This is a genomic window from Mycobacterium europaeum, from assembly GCF_002102155.1.
In the GTDB taxonomy this organism is placed as follows: domain Bacteria; phylum Actinomycetota; class Actinomycetes; order Mycobacteriales; family Mycobacteriaceae; genus Mycobacterium; species Mycobacterium europaeum.
The window spans coordinates 15,089-36,116 of record NZ_LQOU01000056.1 but is presented as its reverse complement, the minus strand read 5'-3'; the positions used below and the strand labels follow the sequence as shown (position 1 = coordinate 36,116).

Genomic DNA, 21,028 nt, shown 5'->3' with positions numbered 1-21,028 from the left:
GCGCCCGGCTACGCCGCCCTTGCGATCGCCGCTACACCCGATGGCGGCGACCCGCCGCGCCCGGCTACGCCGCCCTTGCGATCGCCGCTAAGTGGCCTGCAACGTCAGCGGCGGGCCGGGATCCGGCGACAGCGGCACGTTCTCGCGCTGCATGAGCCACCCGGCGATGTTGTGGAACAGCGGGGCCGCCGAGTGGCCGGGGGTGCCGTCCGCGTTGCGGTCCGGGTTGTCCATCATGATGCCGATGACGTAGCGCGGATTGTCCACGGTGGCCATTCCCGCGAAGGTGATCCAGTAGACGTTGTCGAAGTAGCAGCCGCACGCGGGGTTGATCTGCTGGGCGGTGCCCGTCTTGCCGGCCATCTGGTAGCCCGTCACCGCGGCGGCGGGCCCGGTGCCCTGCTGGTAGCCCATCGGGTCGCGTTGCACGACGGCGCGCAGCATGTTGCGCACGGTCTGGGCCGTCTGCGCCGAAACCACCCGCACCCCTTCGGGACGCGGTTCTTCCGTCCGGGTCCCGTCGGGCGCGATGGTGGCCTTCACGATCCGCGGCGGTACGCGCACCCCGTCGTTGGCGATGGTCTGGTACATGCCGGCCATCTGCAGCAGCGTCATCGAAAGGCCTTGGCCGATCGGCAGGTTCGAGAACGTGCTGCCCGACCACTGGTCGATGGGCGGCACCAGCCCGGCGCTCTCACCGGGCAGCCCGACGTTGGTGCGTTGCCCGAGGCCGAATTTTCGGACCATGTCGTAGAAGCGTTCCGGGCCGACCCGCTGGGCGAGCATCAAAGTGCCGACGTTGGAGGACTTTCCGAATACGCCGGTGGTGGTGTAGGGCATGACGCCGTGGTCCCACGCGTCGTGGATCGACACCCCGCCCATCTGGATCGTCCCGGGCACCTGCAGCACCTCGTCGGGGTTGGACAGGCCGTACTCGATCACCGACGACGCGGTGATGACCTTGTTCACCGAGCCGGGCTCGAACGGCGAGGACACCGCCAGGTTGCCCAGCTGTTTGTCACCCTGACGCCCGATGTCCTGCGAGGGGTCGAAGGTGTTGTCGTTGGCCATGGCCAGCACTTCGCCGGTCTTCGAGTCCAGCACCACCGCCGACACGTCGTGCGCGCCGGAGAGGTTCTTGGCCTGCTGGACCTGCTGCTGCACGTAGAACTGGATGTCGTCGTCGAGCGTCAGCTGGACCGTCGAACCGTTGACCGCCCGATGCCGGTTGCGGTAGCTGCCCGGGATCACGACACCGTCGGATCCGCGGTCATAGGTGACCGAGCCGTCCGTTCCCGACAGCACCGAGTCCAGGGACTCCTCCAGCCCCAGCAGCCCGTGGCCGTCCCAGTCGATGCCGCCGACGATGTTGGCCGCCAGGGACCCGCCGGGGTACTGCCGCAGGTCTTGCCGCTCCGAGCCGACTTCGGGGTACTTGTCCGAGATGGCGCTGGCGACGGCCGGGTCGACGGCGCGGGCCAGATAGACGAAGTTCTCGTCGCTTTGCAGCTTCTTCAGCACGGTCGCCGAATCGGGCTTGTTGCCCAGCCGGGTGGCGACCTCCTGGGCGATGTCCCGCAGCCGCTGCTGGGGATCGGGGGCCACCGAGTTCTTGGTCTTGGCCTCTTCCAGTTGCTTGCGAATCCTCTTGGGCTGGAAGGTCAACGCGCGCGACTCGGTGGTGAACGCCAGCTGATCCTTGTGGCGGTCGACGATGCTGCCCCGCACCGCCTTTTCGACGTCGGTGACCTTGAGCTGGCCCGCGGCCTGCGCGCGCAGCGAGGGCGCGTTGGTGACCTGCAGGACGAACAACTGGGCCGCCGCCACCACGATCAAGAAGCCGATGGCCAGGTTTCCCGCCCGATGCCGGAACACGAACGACGCGCCGCGACCGCCCGCCTGCACGAGCTGCCGGGTGCGCCGCTCCCGCGCCGAGTGCCCGGTCGCCGCCGCGTCCTGCCGGTCGGCCGGGCGGGCCGTCCCGGCGGCCTTGCCCCCCTTGGGTTTCCAGAACCTCCTGGGCTCCCGGACGTCCTTGGCCGGCTGCTGCTTCGCCCGCCGGTTCGGCTGACGAATCCCCTTGGCCTCCTGGGCTTTACGAGGACCGCGGGTGGGCTGCGACCGCCGGGCGCGCATGGAGTCGCCGCGGCTCACCGGGGCGCACCCGGCATCACAACGGGTCCCGGCGCCACGGGCGCCGGCACGAGCACCGGGGCGGCGGGGGCAATCCCCTGGGGAACGACGGGGGCGATCGCCTGGGGAACCGCCGGCGCCGTCCCCCGCTGCACGGGCACCGGAACCTCAGCGGGTAGCGGCGCGGGCACCTGCCCGGGCGGCGGAACGGGCAGGCCGGCCAACGGGATCGGCACCTCGGCGGGCACCGGCGCGAGGGCGGGGCCCGCCGCCGGCGCGGGCAGTCCCGGCACCGGCACACCCGGCGCGGGCAGCGCACCGGGTACCGGCGCGGGCGGCATGCCCGGCAGCTGGGGACTCGCGGGCGCCAGGTGCTGCCCGCCCAGCGTCGACGCTCCGTCCGGTGCGCGCAACAGCGCCTCGGGCCCGGACCGCGCGGGCGGGGCGCCCGCGGGGTCGGGTTGCACGCGGACCGGGACCTCCGCCGGCGGCGCCGGCGGCGCCGGGGGTTGCGGCGGACCCTGTTCGGGCAGCTTGCTGTTCAACGGTGGCGGCGGCACGCCGTCGGCCGGCTTCGGTGTGCCCACCACGACCCAGTTCCCGGACGGGTCCTGCACCAGGTGCGCGGTGTCCCGGGTCGGGATCATCCCCAGCTTGCGGGCCGCCTCCGCCAGTGCCGGCGCGGATTCCGCCTCGCGCACATCGCGTTCCAGCGCCTCCTTCTGCTGCTGCAGCAGCCGGGTCTTCTCGCGAGCGTGGCTCAACTTGTAGGAACGCTCGGCGGAGTCCGTCGACAACCACAGCGTCAGGCCCAGCCCGAGGCCGAGCGCGCCGATGACCAACACGACGAACGGGACCTTGCTCGCCAGGGTGCGGGGGCGCAGATCGATCGCGGCCAGCCGGGCCGCCAGACGCTCACTGAGGCGAGGACGAACGACTTTGGGCGCCTTGGCTTTCCGCGCCTTGGCTCGCGCCTTGGCCTGACTGGTGTTTTTGGGCCGCGCGGGCCGCTCTACCGGCCGGGCGATGGGACTGGTGTGCGGCCCGGACTTGGGTGCGCGGCTCTCGCGGGTGGGCGCCGAGCTACGCCCGGGCCGGGTGCGGCGGGCCGCGCCGGGATCGGCCGTCGACCGCCCGCTGCGCCGGGCGGAACCGTCGCGTCCGCCGCGGCGATTCGGCGTTTCGCGCTTTGCTTTCATGCGTGGCCCTTCCCGGTTGCCTGCTGGACCCGTTCGACAGCGCGTAGTCGTACCGCGGCGCTGCGCGGATTGCGTTCCACCTCATCGGCATCCGCACGTTCGGCGCCGTGCGTCAGCGACCGGAACCGCGGCTCGTGGCCGGGCAGTTCGACCGGCAGGTCCACCGGTGTGCGGGAGGCGACCGCATCGGCGAACAGGCGTTTGACGATCCGGTCTTCCAGCGACTGGTAGGCCAGCACCACCATGCGCCCGCCGACCCTGAGCGCCTCCAGCCCGGCGGGGATCGCGCTGCGCAGCGAGTCCAGCTCGTCGTTGACCGCGATCCGCAGGGCCTGGAAGGTCCGCTTGGCCGGATGCCCCCCGGTGCGCCGGGCCGGGGCCGGAATCGCTTGGTAGAGCAGGGCTACCAGCTCCGCGGTCGACGTGAAGGGGGTGCGGGCGCGCCGGCGCACGATCTGCGCGGCGATGCGGCGCGCGAACCGCTCCTCGCCGTAGCGGTGCAGGATGTCCGCCAGCGCCGCTTCGTCGTAGGTGTTGACGATGTCGGCCGCCGTCAACGGTGACCGCGGATCCATCCGCATGTCCAGCGGTGCGTCCTGAGCGTAGGCGAAGCCGCGCTCGGCGCGGTCGAGCTGCATGGACGACACACCGAGGTCGAACAGCATCCCGTCGACCGATTCGGCGGTGCCGTAGCCGGATTCGGTCAGAGCCGCCGCGAGGCCGTCGTAGCGGGTGTGCACCAGCGTGACCCGGTCGGCGAATGGCGCCAGCCGGGCCCGGGCGATGTCCAGCGCGCTCGGGTCGCGGTCCAGTCCGATCAGCCGCAACCCCGGCAGGTCGGTGAGGAATCGCTCGGCGTGCCCGCCCGCGCCGAGGGTGGCGTCGAGGAGGACCGCGCCCGAACCGTCGGCGTGGTGCCGGGTCAGCGCCGGGGTGAGCAGTTCGACGCAGCGGTGCAGCAGGACGGGCACATGTCCGAAGTCCGCTGAATCGTCAACCACGGCAACACCTTCCCGGGTCGGGCGGGACGCCCCTGACCGCTCGGCGACCCGGAGGGCCCGCACCCCTGCATCGAGGTCCCTGTCCGAAGGCACGAACCTGGCGTTGGGGAAGTACGCCAGGGTCGGTTCGGGCAGAGGCCACGTTGCACGGGCACGCGCCTCAGATGATGTCGCCGAGTGCTTCATCGCTGGCCGCGGAGAAGTTCTCTTCGTGAGTCTGCTGGTAGTCCTGCCACGCTTGCGCATCCCAGATCTCCAGGTAGTCGACCGCCCCGATCACCACGCAGTCCTTGGAGAGGTTCGCGTAGCGGCGGTGGTCGGCCGACAACGTGATGCGCCCCTGCGCGTCGGGGTGCTGCTCGTCCGTGCCGGCGGCGAGGTTGCGCAGGAATGCACGGGCGTCGGGATTGCTGCGCGAGGCCTTGCTCGCCCGGCGCGCGAGCTGCTCGAATTCGCCCCGCGGGTAGACGGCGAGGCTGTGGTCTTGGCTCTTGGTGACCATCAACCCCCCTGCCAGCGCGTCGCGGAACTTGGCGGGCAGCGTCAGCCGCCCCTTGTCGTCGAGTTTGGGCGTGTAGGTGCCGAGAAACACCAGCTCACCTCCCGCTCGGGGTCACCCAAACACTGCAGCCACCATACCCCACAATCCCCCACTTCGCCCCATTGTTGGGGTGTCGTGGCGCGGTTTTCCGAGTTATCCGCCACCCGGACCCGCTCAGGCCAGCAGGTCGTGGCGTCGACGGGTACGTGGGCCTCCCCGCCGGGCGAGAGAAAGCCGCAGTTCAGGGCGCCGAGGAAGGGCAAGTGGGGCGTAGTGGGGGGCGTCGGTGGGGGCCGGTGGGGCGCACGTCCTGGCCCGAAGCTCGGTTAGGGCTCGGTTCGGCGTCGAAACGGCATCGTCGGTTCGGCGATCGCGGGCCCGTCGGGGTGCGTCTGCGACGATGGCGGCACCGGGCCGGTACGCGCATGAAAACGGGGTAGCCGATGGCTACCCCGATGCGTCGGCGATGCCGCTAGTTGTCGAAGCGGCGGCGGAAGCGGTCCTCCATGCGGCTCGTGAACGAGCCTCCGCCACCCTTGCTGCGGCGCTGGCGCGACGACCCGGGCGCCGAGCCGGGGTGGTCGGGCCGGCCGGAGAGCCGGGGACCGGTGATGGCAAACACCACGCCGCCGAACATCACGATGAATCCGAAGACGCTGAGAATCGGGAAGTTCCCGATCATGGTCGCCTTGAAGGCCACGCCGGAAACCAGCATCGCCAGGCCGATAACGAACAACGCCGCGCCCTGCAGGCGGCGGCGCGCGCTGGGTGCACGGAACCCTCCGCCGCGGACGCTCGACACGAATTTGGGATCTTCGGCGTAGAGAGCGCTCTCGATCTGATCGAGCATCCGCTGCTCATGATCGGAGAGTGGCATTCGTCCCTCCTTGCCGACAGTTGGCGCGTAACTATCGATAGCACGCGGATGCCCGTTGCGCGGGCAACTAATTGAAATGATACGAGGTCAGTCTGCGCCATACCACTGGTTCGGTGGCGATTCTATCCCCGCCGCGCCCGGGCCCTCATCCGAGCCGGAACGGCCGTGCGCTACAACCGGCTTCCCCGACCGGGACGGTCCGCGGGTTCGTTGCCGCGACCGCTCGCCAACCGGCCTTCCCCGGGTCCGATAATGGCGGTGGCGAGGGCGGGCTGAGCGGCCGGACACACGGGCATGGGACACGGGCACAAGACGAGGAGGACACCGCGAGTTGGCGATCTTCCTCATCGATCTCCCGCCCACGGACATGGAGCGCCGTCTCGGCGACGCCCTCAAGGTGTACGTCGACGCGATGCGGTACCCGCGGGGCACCGAAAACCAGCGTGCCGCCATGTGGCTCGAGCACATCCGCCGGCCCGGGTGGCGCGGCGTGGGCGTCGTGGAGACCGAAGCAGCCGTGCCGGCCGACGGCGCGGACGCGCCGATCCCGCCCGCCGCCGAACTGAGCAACGCGCCGTTGCTCGGCGTCGCCTACGGCTACCCCGGGGCGCCCGGGCAGTGGTGGCAGCAGCAGGTCATCCTCGGCCTGCAACGCGGCGGCCGGCCGCCCCAGGAGATCGCCGGCCTGATGAACAGCTACTTCGAGCTGACCGAGCTGCACATCCATCCGCGCGCGCAGGGCCGCGGCCTCGGTGAGGCGCTGGCCCGCCGGCTGCTCGAGGGTCGGGCCGAGGAGAACGTGCTGCTGTCCACGCCGGAGACCAACGGCGAGCCGAACCGGGCCTGGCGGTTGTATCGACGCCTGGGGTTCACCGACGTCATCCGCCGTTACCACTTCGCCGGTGACCCGCGGGCCTTCGCGATCCTGGGCCGCAAGCTGCCGCTGTGACCGCCGGCCGCCGGGCGCGCCCGGGCGGACCCGCCGAGGCGGCACGCCTCATCTGGCACGATGACCTGGTGCGCGCCACCCCTGCCCCGCCCCGGCCCCGCGGATTCACCACGCGGCGGCGCCGCCTGGTGGCCATCGCGATGCTGCTCATGCTGGTGCCGCTCGCCACGGGCTGCCTGCGGGTCAGGGCGTCGCTCACCGTTTCGCCCGACGACCTGGTCTCGGGCGAGATCGTCGCCGCCGCTAAGCCCAAGACGCCCAAGGACACCGGCCCCCAGCTCGACAGCAACAACCTGCCGTTCAGCCAGAAGGTGGCGGTGTCGAACTACGACAGCGACGGTTACGTGGGGTCACAGGCGGTGTTCTCCGACCTGACCTTCGCCGAGTTGCCGCAGCTGGCCAACATGAACTCCGACGCCCAGGGCGTCAACCTGTCGCTGCGCCGAAACGGCAACCTGGTGATCCTCGAGGGCCGCGCCGACCTCACCTCGCTCACCGATCCCGAAGCCGACGTCGAGCTGACCGTCGCCTTCCCCGGCGTGGTGACCTCGACCAACGGCGACCGGGTCGAGTCCACGGTGGTGTCCTGGAAGCTCAAACCCGGCGTCGTGAGCGCCATGACCGCCCAGGCCCGCTACACCGACCCGAACACGCGCTCCTTCACCGGGGCGGGCGTGTGGCTGGGCATCGCCTCCTTCGCCGCCGCCGGCGTCGTCGCGCTGCTGGCCTGGATGAACCGCGACCGCTCGCCGCGGGTGACCGCACCCCGCGACCAGCCGCCCAGCTAGCGCTGCTAGACCTTCTAGCCTTGCTAGACCTGCGCGGGTGACCAGTACGCCAGCATCTCCGCGAACGTCTGGAAGGCGGGCGCCGACACCCCGTAGGTCGCCTCGAGGTGGATGCTCAGCGGGAAGCCCAGCTCGGCGACGCCGTCGATCACGCTTTTGTACAGGTCGACCATGAGGCGGCGCTTCTGCGGCGGTTCGCTGCCGGCCAATCGCCTGACGAACTCCTGCTCGGCGGCCACCGCCGCGTTGCCCGGGTCCTGAATCAGCCAGTTGATCAGGCCGACCCGGCTCTCCATCTTCGGGACGAAGCCGAACGACAGCAGGATCTCCGGCCGGTGATCGGTGCTCTGGGCGAAGTCGCGCAGGAATCCGACGATCGCGTCGGAGTACAACAGCTGGGTCATCCCGTAGGTGGCGCCCTGATCGCACTTGAAGTTGAACCGGCCGTGTTCCCCCTCGCGGGTGGGGATCAGGATCACGCCGCGGTTGGGCACCAGCTCGCGATAGATCGACAGGGCATCGGTCGGCGCGACGCCGGAGCCCTCGCCGTCGTTCATGGTGCGCGGCACGCCGACGAAGACCACGCCCTCCATCCCGGCCTCGCGCAGCTCGGTGAGCCGCTTGCGCAATGTCGGCTCGTCGGAGAATGCGGTGACCTGCGTGCACAGACCGTGCATCCCCGCCAGCTCGGGCTTGACGATCGACCAGAAGTCCAGCACGTCCAGCTTGGGTTTCATCGCTATCGGACGGTCGTCGTCCTCGGCGATGATGCCCGGAATCATCACGTGCCGGAGCCGGCCGGTCAGACCGTATTCCGCCGAGAACTGCACCACCTTTCGCGCGTCTTCGAGCGCCCGCTCCCGGCCTTCATCGGCGTTGGGCGGCACCAGCTCGAGCGCAATGGTGTTGAGTGTCACGCGGCTTCTCTCCATCCGACGACTTGCGGCTTGGGGCGTCTCCGGCCGCACAGCAGCGGACGGCCCCGACACCTCCGCCAGCATAGGCGTGGGGGTAACGCCCCCTTCCGGCGGAATAGTGAGGCAGTCGAAGCAATCGCGGCGTCCCGCGCTCGCCGTGTGGGAAAGACCTCCGGTGCCGCGCCGAATACACTGGTCGGGCCTGCCACACACCGAGCCACGTCGAGAAAGGGGCGCCGCGCTGAGCCCGAAAGCCCCAGCAGCAGCGGCAACCGTCGAGTTGACCGGCGCCATCACCGATCGACTGCGGCGGTATCTGCACGACCGGCGCGCCGACACGGCCCACATCGGCAGCGACTACGAGGTCTTGGTCGCCGCCCTCGAGGATTTCGTGCTCAACGGGGGCAAACGGCTGCGGCCCGCCTTCGCCTACTGGGGCTGGCGCGCGGTAGCGACCGAAGAGCCCACTTCCGAAGTGCTGCTGCTGTTTTCCGCGCTGGAGTTGCTGCACGCCTGCGCGCTGGTGCACGACGACGTGATCGACGACTCCTCCACCCGCCGCGGCCGCCCGACGGCTCATGTCAAGTTCGCCGAGCTGCACCGCGACCGGCGGTGGCGCGGCTCGCCGGAGCGGTTCGGCATCTCAGCCGCCATCCTGCTCGGCGACCTCGCGCTGTCCTGGGCCGACGACATCGTCTTTCGCGCCGACCTGTCCCCCGAGGCGGCGCGGCGTGTCCAGCGGGTGTGGGCCGACATCCGCACCGAGGTGCTGGGCGGTCAATACCTGGACATCGTCGCCGAAGCCAGCGCCGCCGAGTCGATCGCGTCGGCGATGAACGTCGACACCTACAAGACCGCCTGTTACACGGTGTCGCGACCGCTGCAGTTGGGGTCGGCCGCCGCCGCCGACCGACCCGACGTGCAGGACGTCTTCGGCCGGTTCGGGACGGACCTCGGGGTGGCGTTCCAGCTGCGTGACGACGTGCTGGGGGTGTTCGGGGACCCGGACGTGACCGGCAAGCCGTCGGGTGACGATCTGCGGTCGGGCAAGCGCACCGTGCTGCTGGCCGAGGCGCTGGAGCTGGCGGACGAGTCGGACCCGTTGGGCGCCAAGCTGTTACGCGATTCCATCGGGGGGCAGCTGAGCGATGCGGAGGTGGACCGGCTGCGCGCGGTCATCGAGTCGGTGGGCGCCCTGGCCGCGGCCGAGCGGCGCATCGCCGAGCTGACCCGGCGGGCGCTGGCCACGTTGGCCGCCGCGCCCATCGACCCGACGGCCAAAGCGGCGCTGACCGATTTGGCCCGAATGGCCACCGACCGGTCCGCCTGAGCCGATGACGACCCCGACGCACGTCCCCCCGTCCGATACCCCGGCCACGGAACCGACGGGTGGCGGGCGGATTTCGCAGCTGCGCGCGTTCGCCGCCGCCGAGCAGTCCCGGCCGGCCAAGCTCGGCATGCTCGGTTCGCTGTTGATCAGCCTGGGCGGCCTGGGCGCGGGCAGCATCCGCCAACACGACCCGCTGCTGGAGTCGATCCACATGTCGTGGCTGCGATTCGGCCACGGGCTGGTGCTGTCGTCGGTGGTCCTGTGGACGGGTGTCGGCCTCATGCTGATCGCCTGGCTGGGGTTGGGCCGGCGCGTCCTGGCCGGCGAGATGACCGAGTTCACGATGAAGGCCACCACGGGCTTCTGGCTGGCGCCGTTGCTGCTGTCGGTGCCGGTGTTCAGCCGGGACACCTATTCGTATCTGGCGCAGGGCGCGCTGCTCCGCGACGGCCTCGATCCCTATGCGGTGGGGCCGGTCGCCAACCCGAACAGCCTGCTGGACAACGTCAGTCCGATCTGGACGATCACCACGGCCCCCTATGGCCCGGCGTTCATCTTGGTGGCGAAGTTCGTCACCATGGCCGTCGGCAACAACGTGGTGGCCGGGACGGCGCTGCTGCGGCTGTGCATGCTGCCGGGGCTGGCACTGCTGATCTGGGCCACCCCGCGATTGACCCGCCACCTGGGCACCGACGGGCCGACGGCGTTGTGGATCTGTGTCCTCAACCCGCTGGTGCTCATCCACCTGATGGGCGGGGTGCACAACGAGATGCTGATGGTGGGACTGATGGCCGCCGGCATCGCGCTCAGTTTCGCCGGCCGGCACGTCCTGGGCACGGCGCTGATCACCGTGGCGATCGCGGTCAAGGCCACCGCCGGCATCGCCCTGCCGTTCATGGTCTGGGTGTGGACGCGGCATCTGTGTGCCCGCCGCGGGTACCGGCCGGCCTGGGCGTTCGTGTCGGCCACCGCGGTGTCGCTGCTGATCTTCGCCGTCGTGTTCGGCATCCTGTCGGTCGTGGCGCACGTGGGCCTGGGGTGGCTGACGGCGCTGGCCGGTTCGGTGAAGATCATCAACTGGCTCACCGTGCCGACCGCGGCCGCCAACCTCATCCACGCCCTGTTCAGCGGCGTGTTCGCGGTGCACTTCTACCCGCTGCTGCGCATCACCCGGTTCATCGGGATCGCGATCATCGCGGTGTCGCTGCCGCTGTCGTGGTGGCGGTTCCGGCGTGACGACCGCGACGCGCTGACCGGCATCGCGGTCTCCATGCTGGTCGTGGTGCTGTTCGTCCCCGCGGCCTTGCCGTGGTACTACTCCTGGCCGTTGGCGGTGGCGGCCCCGCTCGCGCAGTCACGGCGGGCGATCGCGGTCATCGCCGGCCTGTCGACATGGGTGATGGTGATCTTCAAGCCGGACGGCTCGCACGGGATGTACTCGTGGCTGCACGTCTCGCTGGCCACTGCCTGCGCGCTGATCGCCTGGTACAGCCTCTACCGTGCCCCCGACCGGCGGACCGCCAACGGGTGCGACGAGGCGACAACGGGCGAAGTCGCCGCTCAGTAGGCCATGGCCTGCGCCCGACGCACCACTTCCCGGGCCTGGTGCGCGTGCAGGGCGTCGACGGGGCGGGCGTTGCTGATGGCGTCCCGGCTGCCGTCGTGGGTGATCGTCAGCGAGGGGTCGGGGGTGAACAACCATCGCACGATCTCGGTTTCGTGGTAGCCGCCGTCGTGCAGGATCGTCAACAGACCCGGCAAGCTCTTGACCACCTCACCGGACTTGGTGAAGAACACCTGCGGCACCACCACGCCGCCGTCCCGCTTCACCCCGACCAGGTGACCCTCGCGGAGTTGCTGCTGCACCTTGCTGACCGAAATCCTGAGCAATTCGGCGACCCGCGGCAGGTCGTAGGTTGGCTCGTCGGGATCCAAAACGTCGTCGCCGGCAGGAATGCTGCTCACGGCGCCAGTGTAGGCCTTGCCACGCGGATCGAACCGGCGTTTTCCGCCCGGCGGGGGGCCGCACCTACGATGGCCCCGTGGCCGAAGCTGAATCCCCCGGCGCTGCCTCGGGGCGTCCCGGCCCGCATCCCCGCCGGGCCCGGGCCGCGACGGGAGACCCCCTGGAGGGCGCGTTGCTGGATGGCCGTTACCTGCTGCAGTCCAGGATCGCCAGCGGCGGAACGTCGACGGTGTACCGCGGCCTCGACACCCGGCTCGACCGCCCGGTGGCGGTGAAGGTGATGGATACCCGCTACGCGGGCGACGACCAGTTCCTGACCCGGTTTCAGCGCGAGGCCCGCACCGTCGCCCGGCTCAAGGACCCGGGCCTGGTCGCCGTCTACGACCAGGGCTTGGACGCCCGTCACCCCTTCCTGGTGATGGAGCTCATCGAGGGCGGCACGCTGCGCGAGCTGCTGGCCGAGCGGGGGCCGATGCCGCCCTACGCCGTGGCCGCGGTGCTGCGCCCGGTGCTGGGCGGCCTGGCCGCGGCGCACCGGGCCGGTCTGGTCCACCGCGACGTCAAGCCGGAGAACGTGCTGATCTCCGACGACGGCGACGTGAAGATCGCCGACTTCGGCTTGGTCCGCGCCGTGGCGGCCGCCGGAATCACCTCCACCAGCGTGATTTTAGGGACGGCGGCCTACCTCTCGCCCGAGCAGGTGCGTCACGGTGACGCCAGTCCCCGCGGCGACGTCTACTCCGCCGGGATCCTCACCTACGAGCTGCTCACCGGGCGCACCCCGTTCACCGGCGACTCGGCGCTGTCGATCGCCTACCAGCGCCTGGACACCGACGTGCCGCCGCCCAGCACCCAGATCGACGGCGTGCCCGCACAGTTCGACGAGTTCGTGGAGCGCGCGACCGCGCGCGACCCCGCCGACCGGTACGCCGACGCGATCGAGATGGGCGCCGAACTCGACGCGATCGCGGAAGAGCTTGCGCTGCCGGACTTTCGGGTGCCGGCACCGCGCAACTCGGCGCAACACCGCTCGGCGGCCCTGCAGCCCGGCGGCATGAGCCGGCGCCCGGAGACGCCGCAACAGCCCCCGCCCCCCGCGGCCGCACCGATTCGCCAACCCACCCGCCAGTTGACCCGCGGCGCCGGGGACTGGTCGGAGCCTGAGCGCCACCCACGGTCCGACGACGAGCCCGACGACTACGAATACCAGCCTGTCGCAGGGGAATTCGCGGGCATCCCGATCAGTGAATTCGTGTTCGCCCGGCAGCACGGCCGGCGCATGGTGCTGATCTGGGTGGCGCTGGTGATGGCGCTGACCGGGTTGGTCGCCACCGCGGCGTGGACGATCGGGAACAACCTGAACGGTCTGGTGGCCGGGCAGGGCCCGGCGAACACCGTTGGAGGAACTCAGTCGCGCAGCATCTCGGCGACCAGGAACGCCAGCTCCAGCGACTGCTGGGTGTTCAGCCGCGGGTCGCACGCGGTCTCGTAGCGCCCGGCCAGGTCAAGGTCCGAGATGTCTTGCGCGCCACCGAGGCATTCCGTGACGTTCTCGCCGGTGATCTCGACGTGGATGCCGCCCGGGTGGGTGCCCAGCGCGCGGTGCACCTCGAAGAAACCCTGCACCTCGTCGACGACGCGGTCGAAGTGCCGGGTCTTGTAGCCGTTGGACGACTCGTGGGTGTTGCCGTGCATGGGGTCGCACTGCCAGATCACCTGGTGGCCGGTGGCCTGGACCTTCTCGACGATCGGGGGCAGCAGGTCGCGGACCTTGTGGTTGCCCATCCGGCTCACCAACGTCAACCGGCCGGGCTTGTTGTGCGGGTCAAGGCGTTCCACGTATTCGACGGCCAGTTCCGGGGTCATCGTCGGGCCGATCTTCACGCCGATCGGGTTGGCGATGACCTCAGCGAACGCGATGTGGGCGCCGTCGAGCTGGCGGGTGCGCTCGCCGATCCAGACGGCGTGCGCCGACAGGTCGAACAGCTGCGGCTCCCCGTCCTCGCTCTCCGACAGCCGCAGCATGGCCCGCTCGTAGTCGAGCACCAAAGCCTCATGGCTGGCGTAGATTTCGGCGGTCTGCAGGTTGCGGTCGGCCACGCCGCAGGCGCTCATGAAGCGCAGAGCCCGGTCGATCTCGGTGGCCAGCGCCTCGTAGCGCGCGCCGGCGGGCGACGTCCGGACGAATTCCCGGTTCCAGTCGTGGACCAGGTGCAGCGACGCCAGCCCCGAGGACGTCAGCGCGCGCACCAGGTTCATCGCCGCACTGGCGTTGGCGTAGGCGCGCACCAGCCGCGAGGGGTCGTGCTCGCGCGCGGCGGCATCCGGGGCGAAGCCGTTGATCATGTCCCCGCGGTAGGACCGCAACCCCAGGGCGTCGATGTCGGCCGAGCGCGGCTTGGCGTACTGGCCGGCGATGCGGGCCACCTTGACGACCGGCATGCTGGCGCCGTAGGTCAACACCACGGCCATCTGCAGCAGGGCGCGGATGTTGCCCCGGATGTGGGGTTCGGTGTTGTCGGTGAACGTCTCCGCGCAGTCACCGCCCTGCAGCAGGAACGCCTCACCCTTGGCGACCTGGGCCAGCTGTTCCTGCAGGCGGACGATCTCGGAGGGGACCGTCACCGGCGGCACGCTCTCGAGGACGGTGCGCATGGCCGTCGCCTGTTCGGCGGGCCAGCTGGGCTGCTGGGCGGCCGGCTTGGCCAGCGCCGCGTCGAGACGCGCCCGCAGGTCGGCCGGCAGCGGGGGCAGCGACGGCAGCTGGTCGATCGGAATGTCGACGGTCCAGTTCATCGGTCCATGGTAACCGGGGCGCGATGGTGACTGATCAGCGCGAACGTCGTTCGGGCGGCCTCAGCCCGGCGCTCCCCCGTTCCGATCGCCTCCGGTTGCCTCGACCGAGGTGATCAGCCGGAACCGCCGCAGCTGGTCGCGGGCGTCGACCAGCGCGTCGTGGGCATCGCGCGACCGCGGCGGCATCGGCGGGCACCCCCGGTCCTCCCACAGTTGCCGCAGGTCCCGGGTGAAGCGGGGCAGCGCCCGCGGCAGCTCGGGCATGGTGCCCCACAGCTGGCACAGCGCCACGTGGTCGTAGGCGCCGATCCACGCCCACAGTTCGATGGGGTCGCCGCCCTGGACGTCGAAGAAGTCCTCCAGGTCCAGGCGGATCTGCCTGCGCGAACGCCACAGCTGCGACGCCGGGGACGGCAGCTTGGGCAGCACGTTGGCGCGCACCCAGCCCCCGGCGCGCTCAGGATCGAATTCCGTGGAGACCGCGTAGTATTCGCGGCCATCCTCGGCGACCACGCCGATGGAGATCAACTCGATGGTGCGGCCGTCCTCGATGAATTCGGTGTCGTAGAAGTACCGCACCCGGCCAGCCTACGGCCGGCGACGGCGAGCGCCGGAACGGCGCGAGTGAGGAGTGGCCCATCAGCACGGCCGGCGACGGCGAGCGCCGGAACGGCGCGAGTGAGGAGTGGCCCATCAGCACGCCAACGCGCATCGGGCTACCGGGCGATCAGGATGGGCTCCGTCGGCGGCGGCGCGGCGTGCACGTCGTGGTCGAGTTGGGCGTCGACCGCGCGTTCGTCGGGCAGGCCGGGGGTCCCGGCGATCGCGCACTGGACCCACAGCTTGGCCCGCACGACCGGGCGGCGCAGCCTGCGTTCCCGCTGCAGCGCGCGGCGCATCTTCTCCGGCTGCCTGGTGTATCGCCAGCGGGCCCACGGCGCGTGGGGCCGGGACAACCGGACGGCGCCGATCACCAGCAGGACGACGATGAACATCCCGAGCAGACCGGTCCACACCTTGCCCTTGAGCACCACCACCACGGCCAGCGGCAGCGTCAGCACCAGCGCGCCGGCCACCGCGGCCCGCAGCGGCCAGGAGTCGGCGCCTTCCCATATCGGAAGGAAGAACATCAGCGGGTGCAGTCCCATGATCAACAGGCCGGCTACTCCCGCCGCGGCGAACACCGCGTCCACCGATGTGCGCCCGTCCTCTTCCCAGTAGACGTCGGACAGGTGCAGGATCAGCGCGTACTCGTCGAGCACCAGGGCGGCGCCGATCCCGAAAAAGATTGCCGACAAAGTGAATTCGGGTTCGTGCCCGTCGATGGACAGGGTGACCAGGGTCAACCCGGAGAGCAGCACCAGGACCACACCGAAGGTCACGTGGTGGATGTGCACGCCGCCGATGTGCACGTTGCGCGGGTGCCACCACCTGGTCGCGCGCCCGGTGGCGGCCCGGTGCCGGATGAAGCGCACGAACGTGCGGGTGACGAAAAAGGTCATGATGAACGCCAACAGGCAGCACAGCAGTGGCAACCGGCCGCCGTCGAGGATGTCGTGTGCGAACCAACGGGTCACCCGCAGCACGAACCAGTGGAGCACTCTTGAAACGTACGCCTGTGCGCGTCGACGCCGCGTGAGCCGCGCTGGGCCGCGTGCCACGCGCGCAGACCGATTACGCTGTTATGCGACATGAGTAGATGGCGGGCGCCCGGCGTGGGCTTCGCAGGCAGACCGGGCCCCGGGCAAATCCTGTTGTGGTGCGGTCTTTGGCTGCTGGCGGCGGCGGGCCTGGGCTATGTGGTCTGGCAACTGTTCGGGCACACGCCGTATCGCATCGACATCGACGTGTATCAGATGGGCGCGCAGGCCTGGATGCACGGGCATTCGCTGTACCGCGGCGATGTGTTGTTCCACACACCGATCGGGCTCAATCTGCCGTTCACCTATCCCCCGCTGGCGGCAATCGTGTTCTGCCCGTTCGCCTGGCTGCAGATGCCGGCCGCCAGCGTCGCGATCACGGCGTTGACGTTGGTGCTGCTGGTCGTCTCGACGGTGATCGTGCTGACCCGCCTCGACGTCTGGGCCGCCTCCACCGCGCTGCCCGGACCGGCGTGGCTGCGCCGCTGGTGGCTGGCCGTCGTCATCAGCCTCGCGGCGACGACCTGGCTGGAACCGGTCACCTCGAACTTCGCCTTCGGCCAGATCAACGTCGTGCTGATGACGCTGGTGATCGCCGACTGCGTGCCACGCCGTACCCGGTGGCCGCGGGGCCTGCTGCTGGGTGTGGGGATAGCGCTCAAACTCACGCCGGCGGTGTTCCTGCTGTACTTCCTGCTCCGCCGCGACAACCGGGCGGCGCTGACAGCGCTTGCGTCGTTCGTGGGTGCGACGGCGGTGGGTTTCGTTCTCGCGTGGAGCGATTCGTGGGAGTACTGGACGCACACCCTGGCGCACACCGATCGAATCGGCGAGGCGGCTCTGAACACCGATCAGAACATCGCCGGGGCGCTGGCCCGGCTCGGGCTCGCTGAGCAGCCGCGCTCCCTGCTGTGGGTGGCGGCCTCGCTGCTCGTGCTCGCGCTGACGGTATGGACGATGCGCAGGGTGCTGCGGGCCGACGAGCCCGTGCTGGCCGTCGTGTGCGTCGCGCTGTTCGGGTTGGTGGTCTCGCCGGTCTCGTGGTCACACCACTGGGTATGGGGGCTGCCGACCGTCGTGGTGCTGGCCGTGCTGGCCTGGCGGCGGCGCAACGCGGCGCTGGCCGTGGTCGGCGCCGCGGGGGTGGCGCTGATGAGATGGTCGCCGATCGACCTGCTGCCCAAGCATCACGAGACGACGGCGGTCTGGTGGCGCCAGCTCGCCGGGATGTCCTACGTGTGGTGGGCGCTGGCGGTTCTCGTCGCGGCGGGGCTGACAGTCACCGCCCGCAACCCCTCGCGGGATTCGGCGCCGCAGCACTTGACGCCGGCGACTGCGATCGGCTAGTCGACGCCGCGGATCAGCCGGCGGCGGTTTCGGGAATCCGCGCGGCCTCGCTGGTCGATCCCTGACCGTTCGAGCCGTTGCGGTTCTCCTTGAGGCTGGCGGCGTAGATGTCCACGTACTCCTGCCCGGAAAGCTCCATCAGCTCGTAGATCACCTCGTCGGTGACGGCCCGCTCGATGAAGCGGTTGCCGGCCAGCCCCTCGAAGCGGGAGAAGTCCATCGGCTTGCCGAAGCGGACGGTGACCCGCCCGAAGCGCAACATGTTGGTCCCGGGCGGATTGACCACGTTCGTGCCGACCATCGCCACCGGAATCACCGGCACCCCGGTGTGCAGCGCCAGCCGCGCCAGCCCGGTCTTGCCCTTGTACAGCCGGCCGTCCGGAGAGCGGGTGCCTTCGGGGTACATCCCCAACAACTTGCCCGCCGACAGCAGCCGTTCGGCGGTGGTCAGCGCCGCCTGCGCGCTGTCGGCATCGGTCCGGTCGATCGGCACCTGGCCGACGGCGGTGAAAAACCAGCGCTGGAACCAGCCCTTCAAGCCGGTCCCGGTGAAGTATTCCGACTTCGCCAGGAAGGTGATCCGGCGACGCACCACCAACGGCAGATAGAAGCTGTCCATCACCGCCAGGTGATTACTGGCCAGGATCGCCGGGCCGGAACTCGGAATGTGTTCCTGGCCTTCAACTTTTGGCCGACCGAGGAAGTATAGCAACGGGCCGAGGAGTACGTACTTGAATAGCCAGTACCACATGGCCCTCCCTCTCGCCCGCCCGCCGGTGTTCTGCGCCAACTGTACCCACCGCATCCGCACGGGACCACCTTCGGCGCGGGACGGTCATTCCTCGACGGTGACCGGGATGGGCTGATAGCGGGTCCTGGTCGCGGCGTCCGGCGCCTCCGGCGCGGGGGCGCCGTCGCCCGGGGGACCGTCGGGAGGGGGTTTCGCCGCACCGTCGATGTCGTCGAGCATGGCGCGCACCACCTCGAGCAACGCGATGCTGTGGTCGGCGATCACGGTGATCAGCGGGTGCTGATCACCGGTCGCCAACGCGGCCAGCGCACACACCGGGCACCACACCTGCTGACATTTGCCGGTCCCGACGCCCCGGCCCGCCGTCAGCGCGGCGGCCGCCCGCATCGCCGGGTCGATCCCGTCCAGGATCGCCTGGGCGAGCCGGCGCAACTCCGGACCGACTTCGGGATGAGCCCCACTCACTTAGGCCACACCTCCGGATCTGGTCGAAAACGTACGGTCAGCTCGGTACCCCGCAGGTGCGCGTCGAGCACCGTGCACCGCCGGAGTACGGACGCCAACCGGACCCTGCGCCGCAATCCGCCCACGCTGATGATGAGGTCGTCGTCGACGCGCCCCAGCGTCAGCCCTGACGGATCGAGTTGCGGCAACGCTAGCCGCATCCGGTAAATGGAGCCAAGTCCCGTGCCGGATTCCAGGTCCACCGTCGGCCGCAGCGGTCCGGGCGGGGCCGTCCCGCCCCGGCGGCGCGCGCTGTCCAGCAACGCGCCCAGCGCCTTGGGGCCGATCGGCTCCCCGGACAGGTGCGGAGTCATCACCAGGGCCACCTCACCGATGGTGGCGTCGAGTTCGTCGAGAACGCCACGCTGTTCGGAGATGCGTTCGGCGTACCAGTAGAACGCGGGGTGTTCCGGCAGGTTGCGGTATTCGTAGGACTCGTCTTCGGCCAGCACCTGGTTGACGATCAGTTCCTCGACGCGCACACCCATCAACGCCAGCGAGCCCAGCGTGCGGGCCGCTTCGGCCGCGACCACCCGCTCCGGCGTCAACACCAAATGCGCGCTGACCAATTCGCCGTCGGTCAGCAGGGCGCCCAGGCCCTCGACGCTGGCGCTGATGCGCTCGAGCAGTTCCACCACCGCCGCCGACCGCGCGTCGTCGGCGCTGACCGACAGCCGGCGATGACGCGGCCAGGCGCGCTCGACGTAGAGGGCGAAGGTGGCGGGCAGGGTCAGCATCCGCAGCGCGTCCGCGGTCGAGGCGCAGTCGACGACGACGCTGTCCCAGCGCCCGGACACGGCCAGCTCGCCGACGGCGTGCAGCCCGAGCACCTCCTGAACGCCGGGCAGTGCCGAAAGTTCTTCGGGCGCAATGGTACTCAGCTCGGAATCGGGGAACCGCCGATCCAACGTGTCCACCACGTGGCGCCAGCGGGCCTCGAGCAGGGCCAATGTGTCCAGCGCCAGCGCGTCGAGAAAGCCACCGCCGGCCTGCTCGTCATCGGCGAGGACCCGAACCAGATCACCCTGGCTCGGCGGGATGGGCAGGCCGAGCACGTCCCCGAGTGAGTGCGCCTGGTCGGTGGACACCACCAGCACCCGCAGCCCCGCGCTCGCGGCGCTGACCGCCGTGGCACATGCCAGCGTGGACTTGCCTACCCCGCCCTTGCCAACGAAGAGACTGATCCGGGCCGGGGTGGGAGCCCGCGACTGGCCGGACTCACTCAGCCCTCGACTCGTTTCTTCAGATCCTTCAGCGCGGTGTCGGTCAACCGGCGCTCGGCCTTGCGCTTGAGCAAGCCGATCATCGGGACGGCGAGATCGACCGTGAGCTCGTAGGTGACCTCTGTGCCAGATCCCTTGGGCGCCAAGCGGTATGTGCCTTCCAGGGAACGCAGCAGCGAACTGGAGACCAGCGTCCAACTGACCGATCGCCGGTCCTTGGGCCACTGGTAGGACATGACCAGCGTGTCCTTGAGGACGGCGGCGTCCAGCACCACCCGCGCGACTTTCGGGTAGCCGTCGGCGTCCGTCTCCTGCACCTCGGCCTCGCGGTATTCCGAGATCCACTCAGGATAGGAATCGATGTCCGCGATGACGCCCATCACCGTGCTCGGGTCGGCGTCGATGTAGATGGTCTGCGACGTCTTCTCCGCCACCTGGTGCTGCCCTCTCTGCCGCCGGCGGTCGACGCCGGGGGGAAACTACCGTGCGGGTCCAACCCCCGGGCCTTCGGTCCGAAACGGTACTCTCCCCGCAAACCTGACCCGGCTAAACTACCGGAGAAACTCCGACCGGACGTGTCCGTTCCAGTGTCGTCTTGACCTCGAAGGCCATTTTCTTGCCCGCCACCCGACGGCGGTGTGTCATTTTCGCCAGATTGAGCTTGGCCAGCTGCCAGGCCGCCACGCCCGTCGGTTCGGCGTGCAGGAAATAGTGCAGCACCACCCCGTCCAGCGACGGCTCCAGCCAGATTTCCATGGTGCCGGTCAGCGCCCCGGTGACCGACCACCGGATGCCCTTGTCGGCGCGATCCTCGATGACCCGCAACCGCAGGTCCGGCCACCAGCGACGCCAGCGGGACGGATCGGCGACCGCGGCACCGACCCGCGCGCCGTCGGCGGCCACGAACGTCTCGTCCGCGATCTGGATGCTGTTCACCACCTCAGCTTCACATATCTATCGGGTCGGCCGCGCCGAGGGCGGCGGGATTTCCGGCCCCGAGCGGCAGAGTGCCACCGTTCCTGCACGAATGCGCGGATTAGGCTGGACCACAACAAGCCGTCCCCCG

At 70.1% G+C, this 21,028-nt stretch carries 20 protein-coding genes and 1 pseudogene; 6 read left to right on the top strand and 15 right to left on the bottom strand.

Translation table 11 applies throughout. From position 1 onward, the window contains the following. Nucleotides 1-87: 87 nt before the first annotated feature. From AWC03_RS23875 to AWC03_RS23855, 5 genes are all read right to left on the bottom strand, one after another. On the bottom strand, nucleotides 88-2,136 hold the full coding sequence (locus tag AWC03_RS23875; protein ID WP_090423316.1) for a peptidoglycan D,D-transpeptidase FtsI family protein: 2,049 nt from the start codon (nucleotides 2,134-2,136) through the stop codon (nucleotides 88-90). 14 nt (nucleotides 2,137-2,150) lie between these two features. Next, nucleotides 2,151-3,332 carry a cell division protein FtsL gene (ftsL, locus tag AWC03_RS23870; protein WP_085243176.1) on the bottom strand — a complete coding sequence of 394 codons (1,182 nt, stop codon included), beginning with the start codon at nucleotides 3,330-3,332 and terminating at the stop codon, nucleotides 2,151-2,153. After that, nucleotides 3,329-4,519 (bottom strand): 16S rRNA (cytosine(1402)-N(4))-methyltransferase RsmH, encoded by a 1,191-nt coding sequence (rsmH, locus tag AWC03_RS23865; protein ID WP_167542730.1) that lies wholly within the window; start codon nucleotides 4,517-4,519, stop codon nucleotides 3,329-3,331. Before rsmH ends, ftsL begins: the two co-directional genes overlap by 4 nt. Further along, nucleotides 4,494-4,925, bottom strand: a complete 432-nt coding sequence (gene mraZ / locus AWC03_RS23860; protein ID WP_007170790.1) for a division/cell wall cluster transcriptional repressor MraZ — start codon at nucleotides 4,923-4,925, stop codon at nucleotides 4,494-4,496. The genes rsmH and mraZ overlap by 26 nt, the downstream gene beginning before the upstream one ends. Nucleotides 4,926-5,346: 421 nt before the next feature. Continuing rightward, a complete protein-coding gene (locus AWC03_RS23855) occupies nucleotides 5,347-5,751 on the bottom strand; it encodes a DUF3040 domain-containing protein (protein WP_085243174.1) in 405 nt (134 codons plus the stop codon). Between the two features lie 331 nt (nucleotides 5,752-6,082). Between AWC03_RS23855 and AWC03_RS23850 the strand changes: the two genes are divergently transcribed. Together AWC03_RS23850 and lppM are read left to right on the top strand one after the other, a co-directional pair. Beyond that, a complete protein-coding gene (locus tag AWC03_RS23850; protein ID WP_085243173.1) occupies nucleotides 6,083-6,700 on the top strand; it encodes a GNAT family N-acetyltransferase in 618 nt (205 codons plus the stop codon). A gap of 140 nt (nucleotides 6,701-6,840) precedes the next feature. Next, on the top strand, nucleotides 6,841-7,488 hold the full coding sequence (gene lppM / locus AWC03_RS23845; RefSeq protein ID WP_085243199.1) for a lipoprotein LppM: 648 nt from the start codon (nucleotides 6,841-6,843) through the stop codon (nucleotides 7,486-7,488). A 23-nt stretch (nucleotides 7,489-7,511) separates the two neighbouring features. On the opposite strand, the gene AWC03_RS23840 is transcribed toward lppM, so the two are convergent. After that, complete coding sequence (locus AWC03_RS23840; protein ID WP_085243172.1) at nucleotides 7,512-8,405, bottom strand: mycobacterial-type methylenetetrahydrofolate reductase; 894 nt, start codon at nucleotides 8,403-8,405, stop codon at nucleotides 7,512-7,514. A 280-nt stretch (nucleotides 8,406-8,685) separates the two neighbouring features. Between AWC03_RS23840 and idsA2 the strand changes: the two genes are divergently transcribed. Both idsA2 and AWC03_RS23830 read left to right on the top strand, forming a co-directional pair. Then, nucleotides 8,686-9,735 carry a bifunctional (2E,6E)-farnesyl/geranyl diphosphate synthase gene (idsA2, locus tag AWC03_RS23835; protein WP_085243171.1) on the top strand — a complete coding sequence of 350 codons (1,050 nt, stop codon included), beginning with the start codon at nucleotides 8,686-8,688 and terminating at the stop codon, nucleotides 9,733-9,735. A 4-nt stretch (nucleotides 9,736-9,739) separates the two neighbouring features. Further along, nucleotides 9,740-11,302 (top strand): alpha-(1->6)-mannopyranosyltransferase A, encoded by a 1,563-nt coding sequence (locus AWC03_RS23830; protein WP_085243170.1) that lies wholly within the window; start codon nucleotides 9,740-9,742, stop codon nucleotides 11,300-11,302. Here AWC03_RS23830 and AWC03_RS23825 read toward each other — a convergent pair. After that, nucleotides 11,296-11,700 (bottom strand): Rv2175c family DNA-binding protein, encoded by a 405-nt coding sequence (locus tag AWC03_RS23825; protein ID WP_085243169.1) that lies wholly within the window; start codon nucleotides 11,698-11,700, stop codon nucleotides 11,296-11,298. The two genes, AWC03_RS23830 and AWC03_RS23825, sit on opposite strands and share 7 nt — an antisense overlap. A gap of 161 nt (nucleotides 11,701-11,861) precedes the next feature. Between AWC03_RS23825 and AWC03_RS23820 the strand changes: the two are divergent. After that, nucleotides 11,862-13,073: pseudogene (locus AWC03_RS23820) on the top strand (protein kinase domain-containing protein); the annotation flags it as partial. A 35-nt stretch (nucleotides 13,074-13,108) separates the two neighbouring features. Here the strand turns inward: AWC03_RS23820 and AWC03_RS23815 are convergent. The 3 genes from AWC03_RS23815 to AWC03_RS23805 form a co-directional block, all read right to left on the bottom strand. After that, nucleotides 13,109-14,497 carry a class II 3-deoxy-7-phosphoheptulonate synthase gene (locus AWC03_RS23815; protein ID WP_085243167.1) on the bottom strand — a complete coding sequence of 463 codons (1,389 nt, stop codon included), beginning with the start codon at nucleotides 14,495-14,497 and terminating at the stop codon, nucleotides 13,109-13,111. Nucleotides 14,498-14,557: 60 nt separating this feature from the next. After that, nucleotides 14,558-15,076 carry a polyadenylate-specific 3'-exoribonuclease AS gene (locus AWC03_RS23810; protein ID WP_085243166.1) on the bottom strand — a complete coding sequence of 173 codons (519 nt, stop codon included), beginning with the start codon at nucleotides 15,074-15,076 and terminating at the stop codon, nucleotides 14,558-14,560. Nucleotides 15,077-15,213: 137 nt separating this feature from the next. Next, on the bottom strand, nucleotides 15,214-16,080 hold the full coding sequence (locus tag AWC03_RS23805; protein ID WP_208859478.1) for a hypothetical protein: 867 nt from the start codon (nucleotides 16,078-16,080) through the stop codon (nucleotides 15,214-15,216). A gap of 108 nt (nucleotides 16,081-16,188) precedes the next feature. Between AWC03_RS23805 and AWC03_RS23800 the strand changes: the two genes are divergently transcribed. After that, complete coding sequence (locus tag AWC03_RS23800) at nucleotides 16,189-17,484, top strand: glycosyltransferase 87 family protein (protein ID WP_085243164.1); 1,296 nt, start codon at nucleotides 16,189-16,191, stop codon at nucleotides 17,482-17,484. A 13-nt stretch (nucleotides 17,485-17,497) separates the two neighbouring features. Here AWC03_RS23800 and AWC03_RS23795 read toward each other — a convergent pair whose 3' ends face one another. From AWC03_RS23795 to AWC03_RS23775, 5 genes are all read right to left on the bottom strand, one after another. Further along, nucleotides 17,498-18,235, bottom strand: a complete 738-nt coding sequence (locus AWC03_RS23795; RefSeq protein ID WP_085243163.1) for a lysophospholipid acyltransferase family protein — start codon at nucleotides 18,233-18,235, stop codon at nucleotides 17,498-17,500. An 84-nt stretch (nucleotides 18,236-18,319) separates the two neighbouring features. Further along, nucleotides 18,320-18,700: a hypothetical protein gene (locus AWC03_RS23790; RefSeq protein ID WP_085243162.1), complete on the bottom strand. Its 381-nt coding sequence runs from the start codon at nucleotides 18,698-18,700 to the stop codon at nucleotides 18,320-18,322. Further along, the gene (locus tag AWC03_RS23785; protein ID WP_090423317.1) at nucleotides 18,697-19,965 is read right to left on the bottom strand and encodes an ArsA family ATPase; all 1,269 of its coding nucleotides are present in this window, start codon (nucleotides 19,963-19,965) and stop codon (nucleotides 18,697-18,699) included. The genes AWC03_RS23790 and AWC03_RS23785 overlap by 4 nt, the downstream gene beginning before the upstream one ends. Beyond that, a complete protein-coding gene (locus AWC03_RS23780; RefSeq protein ID WP_085243161.1) occupies nucleotides 19,962-20,396 on the bottom strand; it encodes an SRPBCC family protein in 435 nt (144 codons plus the stop codon). The genes AWC03_RS23785 and AWC03_RS23780 overlap by 4 nt, the downstream gene beginning before the upstream one ends. 112 nt (nucleotides 20,397-20,508) lie before the next feature. After that, on the bottom strand, nucleotides 20,509-20,898 hold the full coding sequence (locus tag AWC03_RS23775) for a polyketide cyclase / dehydrase and lipid transport (protein ID WP_085243197.1): 390 nt from the start codon (nucleotides 20,896-20,898) through the stop codon (nucleotides 20,509-20,511). Nucleotides 20,899-21,028: the final 130 nt, after the last annotated feature.